The following is a 19874-nucleotide window of genomic DNA, read 5'->3' as shown; positions in this document are numbered from 1 at the left end:
ATTCAACACTCAACATTCAACACTCAACACTTAACATTCAACATTTAACATTTAAATAAAGTGTATAAGATAGAAATCTCGGAGCGCACGCTCCACTTCAAGCAGCCGGCAGGCACGTCTCGTGGGGTATATACCACGAGACACAGTTATTATCTCACTCTCACCTCGGATGAAATGCCGGGGATAGAGGGAGTGGGAGAGTGTGCTACGCTCCCTGATCTCAGTTGCGATGCCAAACCGGAATATGAGATGACCCTGCGACAGGTTTGTCAGATGGTGGAGCAGATGGGACGCATTCCTTACGATATGATTCGTGCTTACCCTAGCATCACCTTCGGTTTGGAAACAGCCTTCGCTTCGTTCTTCGATGCAGCGAAGAAGTTTTTGGAGATTGTTCCTGCTGAAGGAGCATCTTCTTCTTCAGAAATGTTGAAGCAGAAAGGGGTTTCTGTTCCAGCCGGAATGGAGAACCTGACAGATCTCTTCGATTCTCCTTTCGGAAGAGGTGAAGAAGGTATCACCATCAACGGTTTGGTGTGGATGGGAACCTATGAGGAGATGCTGGCCCGGTTGGAGGAGAAACTCCAGGCGGGTTTCCATTGCGTGAAACTGAAGATCGGTGCCATCGATTTCTTCAAGGAACTCGATCTCATCAAGCGCATCCGTGATGTGTATACCAAGGAGCAGGTTGAGTTGCGTGTAGATGCCAATGGCGGCTTTTTGCCGGAGAATGCGATGAGCCAGCTGGAGGCTTTGGCTAAATATGACATTCATTCGATAGAGCAGCCTATCAAGCAGCATCAGTGGCCTAAGATGGCCCAGCTCTGTCACGAAACACCGCTTCCTATCGCTCTGGACGAGGAGTTGATTGGTGTGAATGTCCGGAGTATGAAGCAGGCTTTGCTCGATACGGTCCGTCCTCAGTATATCATCCTCAAACCTTCACTTCATGGTGGCATCTATGGATGCAACGAGTGGATAGAACTGGCTAATCAGCGCGGTATCGGCAGTTGGATTACTTCTGCTCTTGAGAGTAATATCGGTCTGAATGCTATTGCTCATTATGCTGCTAAAGTATATGGTCCTAATGTCAAGATGCCGCAAGGCTTGGGCACCGGTCAGCTCTTTACTGATAATATACCGATGCCTTTGGAGATTCGTGGTGACAAACTGTTTGTTGTAAAATGACTTTAGAAGAATTCCTTTCAGAATGGAATAACGGTAGCGACCGGGTGCTTGTTCATACAAGTGGTTCTACAGGCAAGCCCAAGCCGATGATGGTAGAGAAGAAGCGAATGCTCAACTCAGCCCGCATCACTTGTGATTTCCTGGGATTGAAACCTGGAGACAGTGCCTTGCTCTGTATGTCGCTCGATTATATTGCAGGTAAGATGGTGGTGGTGCGGAGTATAGAGCGCCATCTCCATCTTATTTCTGTTTGCCCAAGTGGGCATCCTTTGAAAGATGTAAATGAAGAGATTACCTTTGCTGCGATGGTCCCGATGCAGGTTTATAATACCCTGCAGGTTCCTGAAGAGCGGGCTCGTCTCTGCCGCATCAGGCATCTTATTATCGGTGGCGGAGCCATAGATGAGGCTCTCGAACAGAAACTGAAGGCTCTTCCCGGCGATATTGCCATCTGGAGTACCTACGGAATGACCGAAACGCTCTCGCATATTGCCCTGAGAAGAATTAACGGTGCTGAGGCCAGCGAATGGTACCAGCCTTTCGATAGTGTGAAAATCAGTCAGACCGATGAAGGTTGTCTGGTGATAGATGCTCCGCAGGTCTGTGCTGAACCCCTGGTAACGAACGATATAGTGGAAATAGAATCCTATATATATAATAAGGTGGAAAAACTCCGTTTTCGCATCAAAGGCAGAAAAGACAATGTGATTTGCAGCGGAGGTATCAAGATACAGATAGAAGAGGTTGAGGCTCTGTTGAAGCCTTATCTCGAAAAACCTTTCATGATAGCCAAGAAGAAAGACGGGAAGTTTGGAGAGATTGCTGTCCTCCTGACGGAAGATGAGGAGATAGAAAAAGTAGAGGCGACTGTTCGCCGCCTCTTATCTGATCATAAATATTGGATTCCAAGGGAATTCCTTCATGTAGAGCATCTCCCGCTTACCGAAACCGGAAAGCCGAAGCGCTCTATCTTTCTTTAAAGGGATTCTCTGAAGAAAGATTCTTTAGCTGAATTATCCTTCTCTGAAGAAGTCGAGTGCTTCCTTGATCTCTTCTGTCGTAGCTGTCTGGTTGATACGGATATCGCCTATGCCGCCCAGCATCGTGAAGTTGATGATGCCATTCTGGTTCTTCTTGTCATGATGCATCAGTTCGATGAGCTCATCATAGTCATCGCAGGTAATATCCAGTGTACCATAGAATTCCTTGATGAAGTTTACGGTCTGGCGCATCTTCTCAGTAGGGAATCCGGTTTTGGCAACACTCAGATAGAGTTCTGGAATCAGGCCGAATGCCACAGCGTAACCATGCAGGATAGGCTTGCGCTTCAAAGCCCAGCTCTCAAACGCATGACCGAAAGTATGCCCCAGGTTCAGCGCCTTGCGGATGCCCTGCTCGTGAGGATCCTGCTCTACAATGCGCTCCTTTACCTTCACGCTGTCGCCTACCATGCGCTGCAACAGCTTCAAATCAGGCTTGTCGAGGTCGAAACTGACCAGTTCTTCCCACATTGCTTCTGTAGAAATCAGACCGTGTTTCAGCATCTCTGCATAGCCCGAACAGATGTTTTCTGCATCGAGCGTCTTTAAAAATTCTGTATCGAGAATAACGAACTTAGAATCGTTGAACACACCTACTTCGTTCTTCAGTCCGCCGAAGTTGATGCCTGTCTTTCCACCTACCGATGCGTCTACCATAGCCAGCAGTGTGGTAGGAATATTGATAAAGTTGATACCTCTCTTAAAAGTGCTGGCAGCAAAGCCACCCAGGTCGGTTACCATACCGCCGCCCAGATTAATCATACAGGAGTGGCGTGAAGCTCCCCCCTCCTGCAGTCCTTTCCATACCATCATCAGACTTTCGATGTCTTTATGGCTGTCGGTAGCCGGAATAGTGATGATATGGGCTTCCTTCATGCAGTAAAAATTCTGCAATACAGGCATGCATAGTTCCAATGTCGTAGTATCTGTAAGCACAAAAAGCTTGTCGTGCTCACACTCAGAAAGTGCACTTACCAGTTCGCTTTCCAGTTGGGTTGATATGATTACTCTTTGTTCCATAACATTCTAACGTATTAATTTTTGTGCAAAGATACACTAAAATGGAGACAATACAAAAAAAAAGTTGCTAAATTTGCGTTTTTTATCTCAGAATGCATTAAACCTTGGTGTATTTAACGCGTCAAAACAATCGAGTAACAAAAATGATAATAGAATATCATAGCGATTATGTGTGAAAACACTCATAGTTGGAAATAATAACAAATTAAAAATAAGAATGAAAAAATCGATTCTGACGATGCTGCTGCTGTTGATGGCAATAGCATCCTTTGCTCAACAGCGACTGATATCCGGTCAGATTACCGACCGCGATACCAAGGAGGCCATTGAGCAGGTAACTATTCAATTGCTTAAGAGCGACAGCACGTATGTGGCTGGTGCCATCAGTAATGAGAACGGACTCTTTCATGTCACCGCTCCGGCTAATGGCAAGTATCTGCTCAAGATTTCGAGCGTAGGATACAAGGCTACCGTGAAGCGTATCCAAATTTCTGATAACAAGGATCTGGCTATGGGGAAGATTGTGCTGGGTGCTGAGGCTATCATGCTGAAAGGCGCAGTGGTAACAGCTATGGCTCAGAAGGTAACTCTGAAGGAGGATACTTTCGTGTACAATTCTTCTGCCTATCGCACACCGGAAGGCTCGGTAGTAGAGGAACTCGTAAAGCGTCTGCCGGGTGCAGAGGTGAGCGATGATGGTACTATCAAGATCAACGGTAAGGAGGTAAAGAAGATTCTCGTAGATGGCAAGGAGTTTATGACGGGCGATACCAAGACTGCCTTGAAGAACCTGCCTACCAGCATCATCGAGAAAATCAAGGCATACGATGAGAAGAGTGATCTCTCTAAGGTGACCGGTATTGATGATGGCGAGGAGCAGACCGTGCTCGACTTCGGTGTGAAGAAGGGTATGAACAAGGGCTTGATTTCCAATATCGACCTGGGCGTGGGCAACAAGAGCCGCTATAACATGCGTGGCATGGGAGGTTATTTCAATGATAACAACCGATTCATGCTCTTTGCCAATGCCAATAACACCAGCGACCGTGGTTTCGGAGGCGGTGGCCCTGGCAGAGGTTTTGGTGGTGCTAACGGGTTGAATGCCAGTAAGATGATTGCTGCCAACTACAATTACGAACTGAAAGATAAATTCAAGTTCAATACTTCACTTCGCTGGAATCACAGCGATGGCGATATTTGGAGCCGTCGTTCCAGCGAGAACTTCATGGGTAGCAGCTCTTCGTTCAGCAACAGCTTGACTCAGAATTTCTCCCGCAGCAACAGCTGGAACGGCAACATCCGCTTGGAGTGGATGCCTGATTCCATGACCAATATCCTCTTCCGTCCTTCCATCTCCTGGAGTACCAGCGATGGATTGAGTGGCAGCCAGTCGGCTTCTTACAACAAGGATCCTTATACCATTACCTCCAAAGACCCTCTTTCTGAGGAAGGTATTGAGGAGTTGGACAAGGCTGAGGCTATGGTGAACCGTCAGTTGACTAACGGAATCACCTATTCTGATAATAACAATATCAGGGGTATGCTGCAGATCAACCGCAAGTTGGGCAACAAGGGACGCAACATCACCTTGCGTATGGATGCCAAATATACGGATAATGACAGCAAGAGCATCTCGCTCAACAATGCCAAGCTCTATCTCGTACAGACAGCGGAGGGTAAGGATTCTACTTATCAGACCAACCGCTATAACCTGACTCCTTCGAAGAATTACAGCTATGCGGGTCAGTTGACCTATAGTGAGCCGCTCTGGAAGGCTACCTTCCTGCAGTTCAGCTATAAGTTTACTTACAGCTACTCCAAGAGCGACCGCAGCACCTACGATTTCAGCAAGTATGCCATGAATGGCGATCATGAATATCGTGGTTGGGATAGCTACCTGAATCCGTTTGCCGGTCAGCTTGGCGATTACAGAAATGATGAATTGAGCCGTTTCTCTGAGTATCGCAACTACAATCACGATATCCAGGTGATGATGCGATTCGTCCGTCAGAAGTATAACTTGAACTTCGGTGTGATGATTCAGCCACAACAGTCGAAGTATATCCAGGAATATCAGGGAGTGCATGTAGATACCGTTCGCAACGTAACGAATATCAGTCCAACCCTCGATTTCCGTTATCGCTTCTCAAAGATGAGCAACCTGCGCGTGAATTACCGAGGTACCACCTCTCAGCCAAGCATCTCTCAGTTGCTTGACATCACAGATAACAGCGACCCGCTGAACATCTCGAAGGGTAACCCTGGATTGAAGCCATCGTTCACCCAGAACTTCCGATTGTTCTACAACAACTTCGTGCAGAACCATAACAAGGGTGTCATGACCTTCATCAACTTCTCAACCACCAACAATAGCATCAGCAATAAGGTGACCTACGATGAGAAGACTGGTGGAAGAATCACCCGACCTGAGAATATCAATGGCAACTGGAATGTGATGGGAGCCTTTATGTTCAACTGCTCTATCGATAGTGCCGGTGTATGGAACTTGAATACCGACACCTACTTGGGTTACAACAACTACGTGAGCTATCTGAGTCTCGACAAGCAGTCTGATTCCCAGAAGAATACCACCCGCAGTACTACTTGGAGAGAACGCCTCTCTTTCAGCTATCGCAACAACTGGCTGGAGCTTTCGCTCGATGGAACATTGAATTATAACCATGCTACAAACAAGTTGCAGCCTAACAGCAACCTCAATACCTGGCAGTTCTCTTATGGACCAAGCATGACGCTTACAGCGCCTTGGGGTACCAGTCTGAACTCAAGCCTCTCTATCAGCAGCCGTCGCGGTTATAGCGACAGCAGCATGAATACGGATGAGTTTGTATGGAATGCGCAGCTCTCTCAGGGTTTCCTGAAGGGCAAGCCTCTTACCATCATGCTGCAGTTCTACGATATTCTCCGTCAGCAGAGCACCTTCTCTCGTGCCATTTCTGCTACATCACGCACGGATACGGAGTATAATGCCATCAACAGCTATGCGATGCTGCACGTGATTTACCGCCTGAATCTCTTCGGAGGCAAGGATGCCCGTAGGGGTGGACCTGAAGGTCCTGGCGGTCCTGGTGGTCCTGGTGGCCGTCCAAACTTCCATGGCCGTCCTTTCAATGGCGGTTTTGGCGGTGGTCGTCCAGGCGGCAGAATGTTCTAGAAAAGAAAATGAAGTAAGCTTCATTTTAAACGATAGTAAGCCTCACTTCATGTTTACGTGAGGCTTATTTCAAACAGATATGACGAGAAAAAAAGAAATCCCCGCTCTTCGTAATGAAGAACGGGGATTGTTATTTTGTCTTATCAAGAGTTCTCGATTAGAGAGCGAACTTGTAACCTACAGTAATCTGGATTACGTTGTTGTAATGATCCCAGTTGTCTGCAACCTTAGTTACACCGATGTTGTAACGAGCATCGAATACGATGTTCTGGTACTCGTAAGAAAGACCGACTGGGATAGAAAGGTCGAATGTCTTAACGTCTTCTGCATCATCCTTGTTTACCAAGAAACCTGGCTGCAAACCTGCCTTGAGAGCCAAACCAGCTATTGGGTAGTAGTTCAAAGTGATAGGCACATTGATATAGCCTGGATTCCACTTGCCACCTTCAAAAGTCATACCGGCAACTTTTACATCCTTAGCCTTGAAGCCCTGTACAGAGTAGAGAGCACCTACTGCAACGCCTAAATTATCTGTAGCCTGATACTGCAACTCAGCACCAGCAGCGAAACCTGCTTTCCAATCGTTGTCACCGATTGTAGAAACGTTCAAACCAACCTTAGGCTGAATAGTTGTTGTACCTGCAGCCTGCTGTGCGAAAGCACCTACTGAAGACAGCACCATAGCTGCCATAACGAATAATTTTTTCATAATCTCTAATATTTTAAATTAATAGTTTATAATGCTCATATAGAGTATGATTAGTTATCAGTGTGTATGCTGATTCCATCATTTTTACTAGGTGCAAAGGTATGTTTTTTCTCTATTCGCTCCAAATATTTTAAGCTTTATTTTAAAATAAGTAGCCAAATATTACATATAAGTTTCTATTTCGTATATTTTTAGCAATAATTATCCCAATTTTTTTGCATCGTATCTTAAAATGTTGTATATTTGCAAAGTAAAAAAGAAAGATAATTATGACTACACAAGAAATTAATTTCGCAATGATTTGTGGAGCACTCATCCTGATTTGTCTTTTTGCTGTCGGGTTGATTATTCACGAAAAGAGCCAGCAAAAGAAGAATGCTCAATGGGAATAAAAAAATCCCCTATACAGTGTAAAAGATGTATAGGGGATTCTTTTATTCTTCATCCTCGTCCCAGTCTTCTTCGTCAAATCCAAACATGGCGGGATCTACGAAGGCGTCCAGGGCACGGCGTTCTTTCTTTGTAGGGCGACCGGTGCCTCTTGCTCTATCTACGAATCCGCTGATGCGGCTCATCTCCAGGAGCTCGTATTGCTTAGGGTCGGTTACGTTTTTATAGACACCATACAGCATCTTGGCGCCTACGCGCTGCTCTATGCAGTCGAGAACCTCGAAAGAGTAGGTGATAGGGGCTTTCTTTACGCTCACCACATCGCCACGCTTGATGATGAAGGAAGGCTTTCTGTTTACGCCTCCCACCATGACGCGGCCATTCTTACAGGCATCGGCAGCAATGCTGCGGGTCTTGTAAATGCGGGCAGCCCAGAGCCACTTGTCTATTCTTGCTGATTCTTTCATTTCTGCTTTGTTTTTTGGGGGGACAAGCGATGGAATCGCTTGGAACGGGGGACTGGCTTCTGCTTCTGCTTCTGCTGGCTTCCTATTTCTTCCCTAGCTTGTTAAACTGGTTCATGGTGATGTCGATACCGGCAAGGACGAAGCTTTTGATAATCTCTACACCCAGGTCGATGGCCGGCTGCAGCTGCTTCATGTCTTCCTCAGTATATTTGCCCAGCACCCAGTCTATCTGGCCGCCACGCGGATAATCGTTGCCGATGCCCATGCGCAGGCGGGCATAATTCTGACCGATAAGCTGCTGGATATGTCCCAATCCGTTATGGCCGCCGTTACTGCCGTTCGCCTTCAGTCGGAAAGCACCCAGAGGCAGGGCTAGCTCATCGCTGATAACGAGGAGTCGGCTCTGGTCAATCTTTTCCTGATTCAGCCAATATCTTACCGCATTACCGCTGAGGTTCATGAATGTGGTAGGTTTGAGCAGGAAAATCTTTCTTCCCTTGAGCGTAGTCTCGGCTACGAAGCCATATCGCTTATCCTCAAAATGAATATTGGACGCTTTAGCAAAAGCGTCCAATACCATAAATCCTGTGTTGTGCCTGGTGCCGGCGTATTCATCGCCAGGGTTACCAAGCCCACAAATCAAATATTTATCCAATGTTTGATAATGCTTTACTCAGGTTCGTAAAATCTCTAGATGACTCAGTGATTAAGCCTCTTCTTCCTCAGTAGTCTGAGCTGCGAGCTGAGCGTTACGTGTCATCTTGATAGAGCAAACTACAACAGCCTTGCTTGTAGCCAACTCGAGACCCTCGAATGAGAGGTCACCTACCTTGATGCTCTTACCGATCTTCAACTCTGTAACGTCGATATCGAGGTGCTCAGGAATAACCTGGTAAGGAGCTGTAACGTTGATCTTACGGATAGAGAGGTTCATACGACCACCATCACGTACACCCTGTGCAAGACCTGTCAACTTAACTGGAATACCGATAGTGATAGGCTTCTGGTCGTTAACCTCGTAGAAGTCAACGTGCAGAGGAGCGTCTGTTGTTGGGTGGAACTGGATCTCCTTCATGATAGCTGTGTGGCTCTCACCGTCGATGATGAGGTTGATAACGTATACATGAGGAGTGTAGATAACTTTACGCAACTCAGCGAATGGAACTGCGAATGACATAGCCTCAGGAGCACCGTTCTCGCCCTTCTTCTCACCGTAAAGGTTACATGGGATAAAACCTTCCTTACGCAATGTCTTAGAAGCTTTCTTGCCAAGGTCTGTACGCTTCTGACCTGTTACATTAATCTCTTTCATTTTGTGTTACTCTAAATTAAGTTATTAATAAAAAATGTGCCTTAACTCGCCATCACACGGATTAGCTTTGCTTAAAGCGGGTGCAAAATTACGAAAATTATTTGGAACGAGCAAACTTTTTGCCGAAAAACATGTTTTATATGCAGAAAAAATATTGAAAATACAATTTTTTGCTTAAATAAACTGAAATTTTTGCCCGTTTTCTTGTCTATTACCTATTTAATGTGTATTTTTGCAAGCGTATTAGGTAATTTAATAAATGAATCTTTTAAAAACATTAGAGAATGATTAATAGGGATTTGATAAGACGTAAGATTGTGCAGTTAACCTACGCATACTATCAAAACAGCGATCATAACATGGAGAACGCTGAAAAGGAGCTGATGTTTAGTCTCTCCAAGTCATACGATTTGTACAACTACATGTTGCAGCTCATCGTTGCCATCACCCAGGAGGCACGCAAGCGCTACGATGTAGATGTAGCTCGTGCCAAGAGAGAGGGTGAGCAGGAACCTTCACCACGTTTCGCATTCAATAAGTTCGCTCTGCAGCTCGAAGAGAACAAGATGCTGCTCGAATGGATAGATGTTAAGCATTCCAACTGGGATGAGGATATCGAAATGGTGCGCAAAGTGTATACTGCGATTACGTCTAGCGATCTCTATGCTGATTATGTCAGCGGTGCTATTGATGAGGAACTCGCCGATCTCGACGAGTACAGCCGCGACCGCGAGGTATGGCGCCGCATCTACAAGCAGTTCATTCAGAATAATGAAGAGCTTGATGCATTCCTCGAGGAGAAGAGCCTCTACTGGAATGATGACAAGGATATCATAGATACTTTCGTATTGAAGACTATCAAGCGTTTCGATCCGGAAGCTAAGGCCAAGCAGGAATTGCTGCCGGAATATAAGGATGCTGAAGACAGAGAGTTTGCACGCAAGCTCTTCCGTGCTACCATCCTCAACTGCGATACCTACCAGCGCTATATGAGCGAGGCATTGCGCAACTGGGATTTCTCCCGTCTTGCCTATATGGATGTGATTATCATGCAGATTGCCATCGCTGAGGTTATGAACTTCCCTGGCATCCCGGCTACCGTCACTATCAACGAGTATGTAGAACTTGCCAAGGCATACAGCACTCCTCGCAGCGGCGGTTATGTTAACGGTATGCTCGACAGCATCTGCCGCGAGCTCATCAGCCGCAACCTCATCCAGAAGGAGATGCCTGAGCGCAAGCAGCATCAGCATGCACAGCACGGCGAACATGCCGGCAAACAGCGCCCAGACAACCAGCACCCAGCCGGCCGTCGTCCGCGCATTCATCGCGCTCCGGGCGAGGGTGAGTAAATAACGGAGGCCTTTCTTGCTGGTCACACCTTATTTATATATAGAACATAAAATAATAATAGATAATACTTTAACAACATGACAAATTTAGTATTGCAAGCAGCTGCCGGTGGTAGCAGCATGAGTTTTCTCATCATGATGGTAGCTATCTTCGCTATCATGTGGTTCTTTATGATCCGTCCTCAGCAGAAGAAGCAGAAGGAAATCCGCAAGTTCCAGAATGCTTTGGCAGAGGGTACCAAGGTGGTTACAGGCGGCGGTGTTTATGGCACTGTTAAGCGTGTTGACCTTGAGGCTAATACCGTTGATGTTGAGATAGCTCGTGGCGTGGTAATCACTGTAGCTAAGGGCTACGTGTTTGCTGATGCAGCTAGTCAGACACCTAATGCATAGTATCAAGAGCATATTAAAAGCTGTCAGAAACTTCCTGTTCAGTGGTCTGAATAAGGAGTTTCTGATTTTTTTGTTCTTTCTCGCTCTCAGCGGCATCTTCTGGCTGATGATGACGCTCAATGAGACTACCGAGAGAGAATTCAATATTCCTGTGCAGTTAACCGGCGTGCCCCGCAATGCGGTGATAACCGGAGAACTCCCTGATACCGTGCATATTACGGTGCGCGATAAGGGATTCACACTCGTTACCTATGCTTACGGAGGCAAGATTCATCCGCTCACATTCCGGTTTGCCAATTATGCCGACGAGGAAACGGGAACGGGACAGATCCCGATGGCTGATGTGCAGAAACAGGTGGCATCCCAGCTCTATGGCTCTACCAAACTGATCTCCATCAAGCCGGCAAAATTCGATTTCTTCTTCACCTACGGCTCTTCCAAGCGAGTGCCTGTGGTGTTCAGAGGTAGGATTACAACCAGCAAGAGCTATTATCTGGCACATACCGAATTCCTGCCGTCTACGGTTACGGTTTATGCCAACAAGAAGCAGCTCGACCAGTTGGAATCGGTAGAAATCGAGCCGTTCAACATGCGCAACCTGCAGGATACCATTCATCGCAGCGTACCTATCAAGAAGATACGTGGCATGAAGATTGTGCCTCAGATGGTGCGACTGGCGGTATATCCTGATGTGCTTACCGAAGAGTCGGTCGATGTGCCTGTTACGGCCATCAACATGCCTGATAACATGGTGCTCCGTACCTTCCCATCTAAAGTGGCGGTAAGATTCACCATCGGAGCCAGCCTCTTCAGAACCATCAAGCCGAGCCAGTTTAAGGTGGTAGTAGATTATAACGATCTGGCTAACAACCCTTCTGACAAGTGCAAACTCCAGTTGCGCAGCGTGCCACGCTCGGTGAGCAAGGCGCATCTCGAACTGGAAACGGTAGATTATCTGCTGGAACAGCAATGATGATTAATAATTTATAATTTACAATTAATAATTCATCGTGATGAAGATAGCGATAACGGGCGGTATAGGTAGCGGAAAGAGCTATGTGTGCCGGATATTGGAGAAACAGGGCATCCGGGTTTACGACTGCGATGCTGAGGCTAAGCGGCTCATGCGTACCGATGCCCGCTTGCAGGCTGGCTTGAAGAAGCTGGTGGGCGAGCAGGTTTACAGCGCAGAGGGCGTTTTGCAGAAGCCCGTGCTGGCTCAGTTTCTGCTGGCTGGCGAGGCTAACAAGCAGGCTGTCAACGATGTGGTTCATCCGGCTGTGGCGCGCGATTTCGAGCAGAGCAGCTATGAGTGGATGGAGAGTGCCATCCTCTTCGATAGCGGTTTCTACCGCCGTATCCACCTCGATTTCGTGGTCTGCGTAACGGCTCCCATACCGGTTCGCATCCAGCGCATCATGCAGCGCGACCATATCCCGGCAGAGAAGGCGCAGCAGTGGATAGATGCCGTCATGCCGCAGGAAGAACTTGCAGCCCGCTCCGATTTCGAAATCGTGAACGATGGCGAGCAGGATATCGATGCACAGGTAAGGAAATTATTAGATATCATTAATAATAAAGAATAATAGAAAAGACAATGGAAACAATCCTTTCAATTGCAGGCAAACCAGGCCTTTATAAATTGGTATCAAGAGGTAACAGAAACCTCATCGTAGAAACACTCGATGAGACTCACAAGCGTATCCCAGCTTTCGCTACCGACCGCGTAACAAGCCTTGGTGACATCGCTATGTATACAGACGCTGATGAGGTGCCACTCTGGGAAGTGCTCGACAGCGTAAGCAAGAAGGAAGAGGGCAAGCCTAGCACTTTCAACTACAAGAAGGCGCCTGTTGCTGAGCTCCACGCTTATTTTGCTGAGGTTCTTCCTAACTACGATCGTGACCGTGTTCACGACAGCGATATCAAGAAGCTCCTCCAGTGGTACAACATTCTCGCTAAGTACGGCATCACCGATTTCAAGGCTACTCTCGCTCCTACAGAGGGTGAGAACGTAGATGATCGTGCTGAGCAGGTTGCTGAGTAAAAAATAAATTGCAGTTGTATTATACTTAAGGGTGTTCATACTTCTAGAAATAGAATATGATACACCCTTTTTTTATTCCTTTTCAATCTTTTTCAATTCCTTCTCAAATCTTCTGCGATACATTTCTCCCGCTATGGTCAGACCGAACGGGAAGGCTAACCAGATGCCCAGAATGCCCAAGCCGCATGGGAAACCTAGGGTGTAGCCCAGCGGCAGGGAGATGACGAAATAGGCGATGAAGGCATAGAGCACCATCGGCTTTACACAGGCGATGCCACGCAGCGCATTGGCAAAGGTATACTGCAGTCCGTCGCCAAACTGATATACCATCAACAGGATAATCAGCGTAGCCACATACGCCTGCACCTCCACATTATCATTAAACCAGCCACCTATCTGATGGCGAAGCAGGAACACCGGCAAACCCATACACAGCGAGAACAGCAGGTTCAGACGGAACCCGTCGTAAGCATTTCGGCGAACTGCCCCGTAGTCCTTCTGTCCCATAAAATGGCTCACGCGGATAGCCAGCGCAGCCGCCATGCCCGAAAGCACGAGATAGAAGAGCTGCGAGAGGGTAATCATCACCTGATGAGCCGCCAGCGGAATGGTTCCCAGCCAGCCCACCATCACACAGCTCAGCGTGAAGGCAGCCGATTCCATGCCCAGCTGCAGCGCCACAGGCCAGCCCAACCGGTTCATCTCCTTGAAGTCAGCCCTGGTCAGAGAACTGTGCAGAATATCGCGTCTGTATTCCCCGAAATTCTTGCCCGTCATCAGCATGCCCACCATTGCCAGCGCCATCAGAATACGGCTCACCAGCGTCGAAATACCGGCTCCCAGCAAACCCAGTTCCGGGAACCCCGCCACACCGTAAATCAGTACCCAGTTGCCCAGGATATTGATTACGTTGCCGCCAATCATCGCCCACATCGCCACCTTGGTCTGTCCGAGTCCGTCAAGAAATTGCTTCATCGTGAAGAAGATTCCCATGAAGAGCACCGAGGCGAGGTTTACCAGAAAGTAAGGACGGATGAGCGAGAGCAGCTCTTCAGGCTGTCCGATGTGCCCCAGGTTCAGGTAGAGCACAACGAGGGCGAGGGTGAAGATGAAGCCCGTCAGCATGTTGGCACAGAAGGCATTGCGCACTTTCTGTCCGATGCAGTCAGTCCGTTCCTCGCCGTAGAGCCGTCCGATGATAGGAGTGAGTCCGTAGGTGAATCCCATATAGGATACGAAAACGAGACCGAAGATATTGTTCACCAGTCCGGCAGCCGCCAGTTCGGGTGTACTGTGATGGCCTATCATCAGCGTATCGGCAAATCCCAGGATGATGGTACCCAGCTGTCCTATGATGATAGGAATGCCGATAGCCAGCAGTTCCCGGTAGTGATGTTTCTTGTTCGTCGTTATTGATGTCGTATGATTATTCATATTTGCTTTTAATTACTAATCTATTTCCTTTATTCTGCTTAAGAGCATGCAAAGTTACGGCTTTATTCACTAATTACCAAATTTTTCTCCCCTTTTTTTTAGAGGACCAGCGATGGAATCGCTGGGAACGGGGCGCAACGGGGCAGGAATAGGCAGAAAGGGGCAGGAAGAGGCTTTCCCCCCTTCCTGCCCCCGTCCCCAGCGATTCCATCGCTGGTCCCCCTAAAAAAGGTAAAAAGAGCCCTAGCTAGCTTACCCCCCGCTAGGCTCTTTTTACCTTTTTACTTTTTTACCCTTTTACCTTTAATAGATGTATGAACTTCCTTCCTCTTTCTGTCCATACGAGGTAGGTGTGGGTATAGGCGGTGCCCAGCTTCTCCTGTGCCCCATCGCAGTGAGGGTCGGGGAGGGTAGAGTAGCGGGTGCGGCTCTTCGCCAGGCCCATGTGGGCATAATCGGCATAGAGCAGATACTGACCGCTCTGGTAGTACTGGATATGAAGGGCACAGAGCTGGCGGTTCAACTCCTGTGCCGTGATACCCAGCTCCTTCGCTATCTGCGTGGTGGTATAGCAGGAAACAGAGTTGAGAACATTGTCGGTGTAGAGCGCCTTCGGCAGAAGATGATCCACCTGATTCTCCAACTGGATGATGTTCTCACCGTTCTTGGCGATGCAAACCACCTGCTCATCCACCACACCGTTCAGCCGACGAATCTCCGTATCCTGTTCTCCGATGAGTTTCTTCTGCTGATCAATCTGCACTTGCTGGTTTTTCAGCAGATTCTCCTTCTCCTTGAGTGTAGCTCTGAGAATCTCTTCAGCATGCCGAATCGTCTCCTCATCACTCTCGCCCTGATTTACCGGAATATAACCGCCCGTCTTGCGAATCTGCGGCAGCACCTCGGAAGTAACCCAGTTTTTGAATTTCACCGCCGTTGGAAGCTTGGACCCGAGAACCAAAGCATAGAATCCGCTCTCGTTGACGAAAAGCACTTGAGACCATCGCTTAGCTTCACTTCCATCCTTCTTAATACCTGTCACTACCCATGCCCCTTGTTTTAAGGTGTCATGTGGGTTAACGAACTGATATACAGCGTTATAAGATTTCTTGTACCCCAGTATATCGCAGACATCCTTCGCACAGAACAAAGGCTCCCCGTTTTCATCGGTCTGAGTAAGAATCTTACCGAATTCAGGGTTTTCAAACACGACAGCATTACCCGCTGTCTTTTCATTCTTCATTTCTTCTTTTTTTGTTTTATAATTTTTTTCCATGATATAAAAATGTTAAATTGAATGTTGAGTGTTGAATGTTGAATGTTGAATTATTAGTGTTGAGTGTTGAATGTTGAATGTTGATTTTTTGCCTAACGGACTCAAGGGCGCTAGCCTAATTCAACATTCAACACTCAACATTCAACATTACAAAATCGTTCCCCAAATGCTCTCCTCCCTGTCTCTCGCAGCGGTGATGGCATTGATGAGGCGGTGGAGCCAGATGCGGGAGTTCACAACCATGCCTTTCACACGGTTCTCACCCACCAGGATGCAGCCCTGCGTATCATCGGGATAATTGCCGGCATGGATGCGGATGCCCTCAAAATTAGGGACACCCAACAGCAGCGGCAACCACATCTGAAACCTCGGCGACTTGCTGATCACCACCGGATAAGTGCCCTCAGGTATCGCCGTCTTGCCCTTCATCTTCTGCGCCTTCTTGCCCGATACACGCCCCAACCGCACATTCTCCTCGGCAGGACTCAGCTCCACACCCAGAAGGTTGCGCCAGCACGGCTCCAGCGTATCACAGAAATACGAGTCCGCATTCAACTTCTCCGCAGGCACCTCGCACACCGTCTTCAGCCCCCTGCACTTGTTCACACTCTCAATCGTGCGCTTCTTCACGTCCTCATCCTTCAGGATGTAAAGGCGACCTATCGTGTAGGTCTTCTTCTTCGCTATACGTTTTAAAACTATCTGCATAAGTAAAAATAAATTTAAGATTTAATAACCATACCGTCGTGGCGGTACTTAAGCTTCTCAAAACTGTCACAACTGTCACAACTGTCACGCTTGCCCGTATACTGATACGCTCGCCTGATGTAATTCCGGTGCAGCCACTGCCTGATCATCATATCGGTACCCTTCGCATCCAGTCCATGCTCCAGCCGGATGGCAAGCACCTGCGCAGCCGTAAAGCTATCGGGCAGTATCTGTAAAAGATTCTGAGGCCCACGCTTCGAACTCTTCTGCGCCGTAAAGTTCTCCTTCGCAATCATGTCGCCGAAGAACCGCATCTTGCAGTACAGGTCATACTGCTCGCTCCAGCGGATAAAATCGTCAATCTCCGGCTCCCACTTGCAACCATTGGCTACATACAGCACACACGCCTTCAGGTAAGCGATGACGTTGGCACGGAACGAGAGATTCTCAAACGTCCTGTCCTGCGACAGCCGGGCAAACTCAGCATTCTCATCCTTCAGTTTGAGGGCAAGCAGAAACGCCTCCTTACACTCAATCAAGCCCGTTACTTTGTTCAGATTTTCGATGTAAGGCCGTAGCGCCTCACGGTACGATTCATCATAGGTTCCGTAAACAGGCATATCTTCGCCGATTTCCCTTTCGGGGATGGTACAGAAGTTGATACGGCTGATAGGACCATCGGTAAGAACCTTAGAGAAGTAACGCTGACCCTTCTGGATGGTGGTAGATGCATTCCAGTTGAACCGGATGGTAACACGCTCCGTGACACTCATTGTTCCTACGCGAGTTTGTCCATATTTGTTACCCGGGTCTGCGGCAAGACACATGATACGGAACTGCTGGCTTCCGCTGCCCTTGAGCGCATCAAACTGGTCGAGCTCATTGAGCGAAGTATAGAGGAAATGTTCCTGCGCTTCAGCCGTTCTCATCACGAAAGCCGGGTTCGTCATATCCGCATCAATCTCCTGGATAATCAGGTTTTCAGGTCTCTTGCGCTTATCCTTGTTGGCACCCTTGCGCAGCATCTCATCCTTCCACGCCTTTTCGCGCTTCAGGTTTTCAGCATCCCTCAGCCTGATATCCTCCATAATGAAATCGATGGGCCTGTTCACGCTGCTCTTACCTGCTCCGGTACCCGCAAGCAGCAGCGTCATCAGTCTCGCCTCGTGCTCCACGTTGTCAATATACCGGAACCTCGTCTTCCAGAGATGCGTAGCCAGCGGCGGGAAGATAGCGTGCGCCACAGCCGGCTTATAAAGTTCCGGCGTCCTCGATATCAGCAGCTCCACCAGCTTCGGCAGTTTCTTCGGCATCTCCGGCGGGTCAGGATAATCCTCATCAGCCCTATTACCTGTTAACTGTAAACTATTAACTTGTTGATTAGCCTTCTGCTCCGCAAGCGCATTCACCCTCATCACTTCCCTCGACATCGGCTTCGTATTGTCAGCATATTTCGCATAAAAGTCGTGAATCAGCTGATGGCAGTCATTCTCCTGATAGTAGCTCGGCATTTTCACCCTCACCACCTTCATCAGTTCCTCTTCCTCCATCACCCTCGAAGCACCGGCGCTCATGATAGCCAGCAGCGAGGAGTGTCTCGACCCCACGGTATCAATCTCCATACCCCCGAGTCCGGCAGCCTGCGTAAAGAGGTCAAACGCAATCAGATTCTTCTCTCTGGCTTCCAATCCGCCAGCATCCTGATTGCCTCCAGAATCCCCGATATGAGGAGCATCAGCACCATGGCTATCACCAGGTTGGGCAGGCTGAACAGCAGAGCCAGCAGAAACAGCAGGATTGCCGTCGTTGCCCGATAGTCTATTATTTTCATTATTCTTACCATTGTCATTAACTTTTAACTGTAAACTATTAACTTTCCCTCTTCCGTCCACGGTCAGTCCGCGGTCCAGATACGCCTGCCTTCGCATCAAAATCTCCTTCTCGCTCAGCACGGCGCACCACATCTTCGACCTGTAGATTTCCGAGTCCTTATCCGTAAGATAAATCATTCTCTCGGGTGTGATGCAGCTCTCGTCATACGGCACCCCCAGCGCCTCGCAATACGCCTTCTGCGTCTCCTCGATGGTCATTCCCACCGGCAGTCTGATACCGATGTGCAGCTTCTTCCGGGCACTGTAGCAGAGGTGCAGCAGCGAGCCGTTCCAGATGCTGTCAGAGCAGTTCAGCTCCCTTGCCTTCTCGATAGCCTTGTCTACATACTCCCTGTCATCCACGTCGATGATAGTCTGGAACATGAAGCTCTCGGGCTGGGCATTCTCCTGTCTGCGCACATTGTTCTTGAAAATGCCGTAGTGGGGACAGAAGAAAGGCAGTTCGCTCTTCAGCCTGTCCTGCGCCTTCTTCACCGCCTCTGCATCGTTGGCATTCACCTTCGGGATAGGCAGCTCGCCCCTGATCTGCCGGATCATCTTCCTGATTTCCGGCGATGCAATCACCTTGTCATACACCGCCATACTGTTTGAAAACACCTTCCCCTTATTGCCCTTGCGATAAGGGTTCAGTGCAATTACATGTTGTGTTTCTGTCATGTTATTTCGTTAATAAAAGATTGGTTTGTGGGGTAATCCCCTCTTCCGTTTTCACCACTCTCAGCCGTCTGTAAGGAGGAGGACTGAACACATACGCTTTCACTTCCATCATTTTAAATAATTTAGAAGATTGGGGGCTCCCACCATGGTTGATGTGCAGATACACAAAAGCCCCCGAAACTCAGACCGCATTGGTTCTGAATTCCGGGGGCAAAGGTAAGGCAAATTTCTCGCTTCTACCTAGTACGTACTATGTACGCGTACTAGTACTACCTGCCAGATTAGCCTCTGATAGCAGGCATCACTTTTTCGAGGAAGGGAATCGTTTTCTTCTGATCCATTCCTCGGTTGTAGGCGGCTCTCATCGAGTTCGGATTAGGACCCCAATAATTGCCGAATACGCTCCATATATTATCGATTTTCAACTCTGTACCTATCTGGTTGGCAAGGATGGCAGCTTCGGATGAAGACAGTCCTGAGGGCATGAAATTTTCGGTTACCAAGCCTATCTCTATCAGGTTGTTCTTTATCCTCTGAGCCTTTTCCGTTTTCAGCTCTGCCGGCATCTCAGCATTTCTGCATGAGTTTTGCTCACAGGCATTGCTGCCATAATAGTTTTCCACATGCTCGAAGTACGAGCTACCAGCGTTCATGATGATCATTCTTTGTCCAGACATTTCTCATCCTCCTTTCCCTGATAGTTGTTCATGTGTTCGATATATTGTCCACCATTCATCTGTATGGTATTGTTGATAACGATGGTAAAGTGCTTTATTACGAAGCGAATAAATTTTCTATAGAAAAAAAGTTTCATCTT

20 protein-coding genes are annotated in these 19874 nt (G+C 48.0%); 9 read left to right on the top strand and 11 right to left on the bottom strand.

The window, feature by feature from the left end; translation table 11 throughout:
* Positions 1 to 60 precede the first annotated feature (60 nt).
* A complete protein-coding gene (locus KUA46_RS08185) occupies positions 61 to 1188 on the top strand; it encodes an o-succinylbenzoate synthase (protein WP_218486828.1) in 1128 nt (375 codons plus the stop codon).
* Positions 1185 to 2168: an AMP-binding protein gene (locus tag KUA46_RS08180; protein ID WP_218486827.1), complete on the top strand. Its 984-nt coding sequence runs from the start codon at positions 1185 to 1187 to the stop codon at positions 2166 to 2168. The genes KUA46_RS08185 and KUA46_RS08180 overlap by 4 nt, the downstream gene beginning before the upstream one ends.
* Positions 2169 to 2201: 33 nt before the next feature.
* Here the strand turns inward: KUA46_RS08180 and aroB are convergent, their stop codons facing one another.
* On the bottom strand, positions 2202 to 3248 hold the full coding sequence (gene aroB, locus KUA46_RS08175; protein ID WP_218486826.1) for a 3-dehydroquinate synthase: 1047 nt from the start codon (positions 3246 to 3248) through the stop codon (positions 2202 to 2204).
* A gap of 217 nt (positions 3249 to 3465) precedes the next feature.
* Between aroB and KUA46_RS08170 the strand changes: the two genes are divergently transcribed.
* Complete coding sequence (locus KUA46_RS08170; RefSeq protein WP_218486825.1) at positions 3466 to 6420, top strand: TonB-dependent receptor; 2955 nt, start codon at positions 3466 to 3468, stop codon at positions 6418 to 6420.
* Between the two features lie 157 nt (positions 6421 to 6577).
* Here KUA46_RS08170 and KUA46_RS08165 read toward each other — a convergent pair whose 3' ends face one another.
* The gene (locus KUA46_RS08165; protein WP_217745831.1) at positions 6578 to 7129 is read right to left on the bottom strand and encodes a porin family protein; all 552 of its coding nucleotides are present in this window, start codon (positions 7127 to 7129) and stop codon (positions 6578 to 6580) included.
* A 269-nt stretch (positions 7130 to 7398) separates the two neighbouring features.
* Between KUA46_RS08165 and KUA46_RS08160 the strand changes: the two genes are divergently transcribed.
* Positions 7399 to 7521: a hypothetical protein gene (locus KUA46_RS08160; protein ID WP_006847295.1), complete on the top strand. Its 123-nt coding sequence runs from the start codon at positions 7399 to 7401 to the stop codon at positions 7519 to 7521.
* Between the two features lie 42 nt (positions 7522 to 7563).
* Here the strand turns inward: KUA46_RS08160 and KUA46_RS08155 are convergent, their stop codons facing one another.
* From KUA46_RS08155 to KUA46_RS08145, 3 genes are all read right to left on the bottom strand, one after another.
* Positions 7564 to 7986, bottom strand: coding sequence for an RNA-binding S4 domain-containing protein (locus KUA46_RS08155; RefSeq protein ID WP_118254006.1), 423 nt, complete (start codon positions 7984 to 7986; stop codon positions 7564 to 7566).
* A gap of 82 nt (positions 7987 to 8068) precedes the next feature.
* A complete protein-coding gene (gene pth / locus KUA46_RS08150) occupies positions 8069 to 8641 on the bottom strand; it encodes an aminoacyl-tRNA hydrolase (protein ID WP_118066592.1) in 573 nt (190 codons plus the stop codon).
* Positions 8642 to 8692: 51 nt separating this feature from the next.
* On the bottom strand, positions 8693 to 9298 hold the full coding sequence (locus KUA46_RS08145) for a 50S ribosomal protein L25/general stress protein Ctc (protein WP_218486824.1): 606 nt from the start codon (positions 9296 to 9298) through the stop codon (positions 8693 to 8695).
* A gap of 284 nt (positions 9299 to 9582) precedes the next feature.
* On the opposite strand from KUA46_RS08145, the gene nusB reads away from it, so the two are divergent.
* From nusB to KUA46_RS08120, 5 genes are all read left to right on the top strand, one after another.
* Positions 9583 to 10650 carry a transcription antitermination factor NusB gene (gene nusB / locus KUA46_RS08140; RefSeq protein ID WP_153081244.1) on the top strand — a complete coding sequence of 356 codons (1068 nt, stop codon included), beginning with the start codon at positions 9583 to 9585 and terminating at the stop codon, positions 10648 to 10650.
* 78 nt (positions 10651 to 10728) lie between these two features.
* Complete coding sequence (gene yajC, locus KUA46_RS08135) at positions 10729 to 11043, top strand: preprotein translocase subunit YajC (RefSeq protein WP_006847301.1); 315 nt, start codon at positions 10729 to 10731, stop codon at positions 11041 to 11043.
* Positions 11036 to 12016, top strand: a complete 981-nt coding sequence (locus tag KUA46_RS08130; RefSeq protein ID WP_217745832.1) for a CdaR family protein — start codon at positions 11036 to 11038, stop codon at positions 12014 to 12016. Before yajC ends, KUA46_RS08130 begins: the two co-directional genes overlap by 8 nt.
* A gap of 40 nt (positions 12017 to 12056) precedes the next feature.
* The gene (gene coaE, locus KUA46_RS08125; RefSeq protein WP_194256702.1) at positions 12057 to 12629 is read left to right on the top strand and encodes a dephospho-CoA kinase; all 573 of its coding nucleotides are present in this window, start codon (positions 12057 to 12059) and stop codon (positions 12627 to 12629) included.
* An 11-nt stretch (positions 12630 to 12640) separates the two neighbouring features.
* Positions 12641 to 13090 (top strand): DUF5606 family protein, encoded by a 450-nt coding sequence (locus KUA46_RS08120; protein WP_022121573.1) that lies wholly within the window; start codon positions 12641 to 12643, stop codon positions 13088 to 13090.
* Between the two features lie 72 nt (positions 13091 to 13162).
* On the opposite strand, the gene KUA46_RS08115 is transcribed toward KUA46_RS08120, so the two are convergent.
* From KUA46_RS08115 to KUA46_RS08090, 6 genes are all read right to left on the bottom strand, one after another.
* Positions 13163 to 14524, bottom strand: a complete 1362-nt coding sequence (locus KUA46_RS08115; protein ID WP_218486823.1) for an MATE family efflux transporter — start codon at positions 14522 to 14524, stop codon at positions 13163 to 13165.
* Positions 14525 to 14813: 289 nt separating this feature from the next.
* Entirely contained in the window at positions 14814 to 15767 is a 954-nt protein-coding gene (locus tag KUA46_RS08110; protein WP_256625008.1) for a phage antirepressor, read from the bottom strand.
* A 180-nt stretch (positions 15768 to 15947) separates the two neighbouring features.
* Positions 15948 to 16508, bottom strand: coding sequence for a DUF5675 family protein (locus KUA46_RS08105; protein ID WP_218486821.1), 561 nt, complete (start codon positions 16506 to 16508; stop codon positions 15948 to 15950).
* Between the two features lie 14 nt (positions 16509 to 16522).
* The gene (locus tag KUA46_RS08100; protein WP_218486820.1) at positions 16523 to 19057 is read right to left on the bottom strand and encodes a hypothetical protein; all 2535 of its coding nucleotides are present in this window, start codon (positions 19055 to 19057) and stop codon (positions 16523 to 16525) included.
* 281 nt (positions 19058 to 19338) lie between these two features.
* A complete protein-coding gene (locus KUA46_RS08095; protein ID WP_153087894.1) occupies positions 19339 to 19734 on the bottom strand; it encodes a hypothetical protein in 396 nt (131 codons plus the stop codon).
* A complete protein-coding gene (locus tag KUA46_RS08090; protein WP_022120246.1) occupies positions 19716 to 19871 on the bottom strand; it encodes a hypothetical protein in 156 nt (51 codons plus the stop codon). Before KUA46_RS08090 ends, KUA46_RS08095 begins: the two co-directional genes overlap by 19 nt.
* Between the last annotated feature and the right edge of the window lie 3 nt (positions 19872 to 19874).

The organism is Segatella copri, assembly GCF_019249765.2.
Classification (GTDB): domain Bacteria; phylum Bacteroidota; class Bacteroidia; order Bacteroidales; family Bacteroidaceae; genus Prevotella; species Prevotella copri_K.
This window is presented reverse-complemented; position numbering and strand designations above follow the sequence as displayed.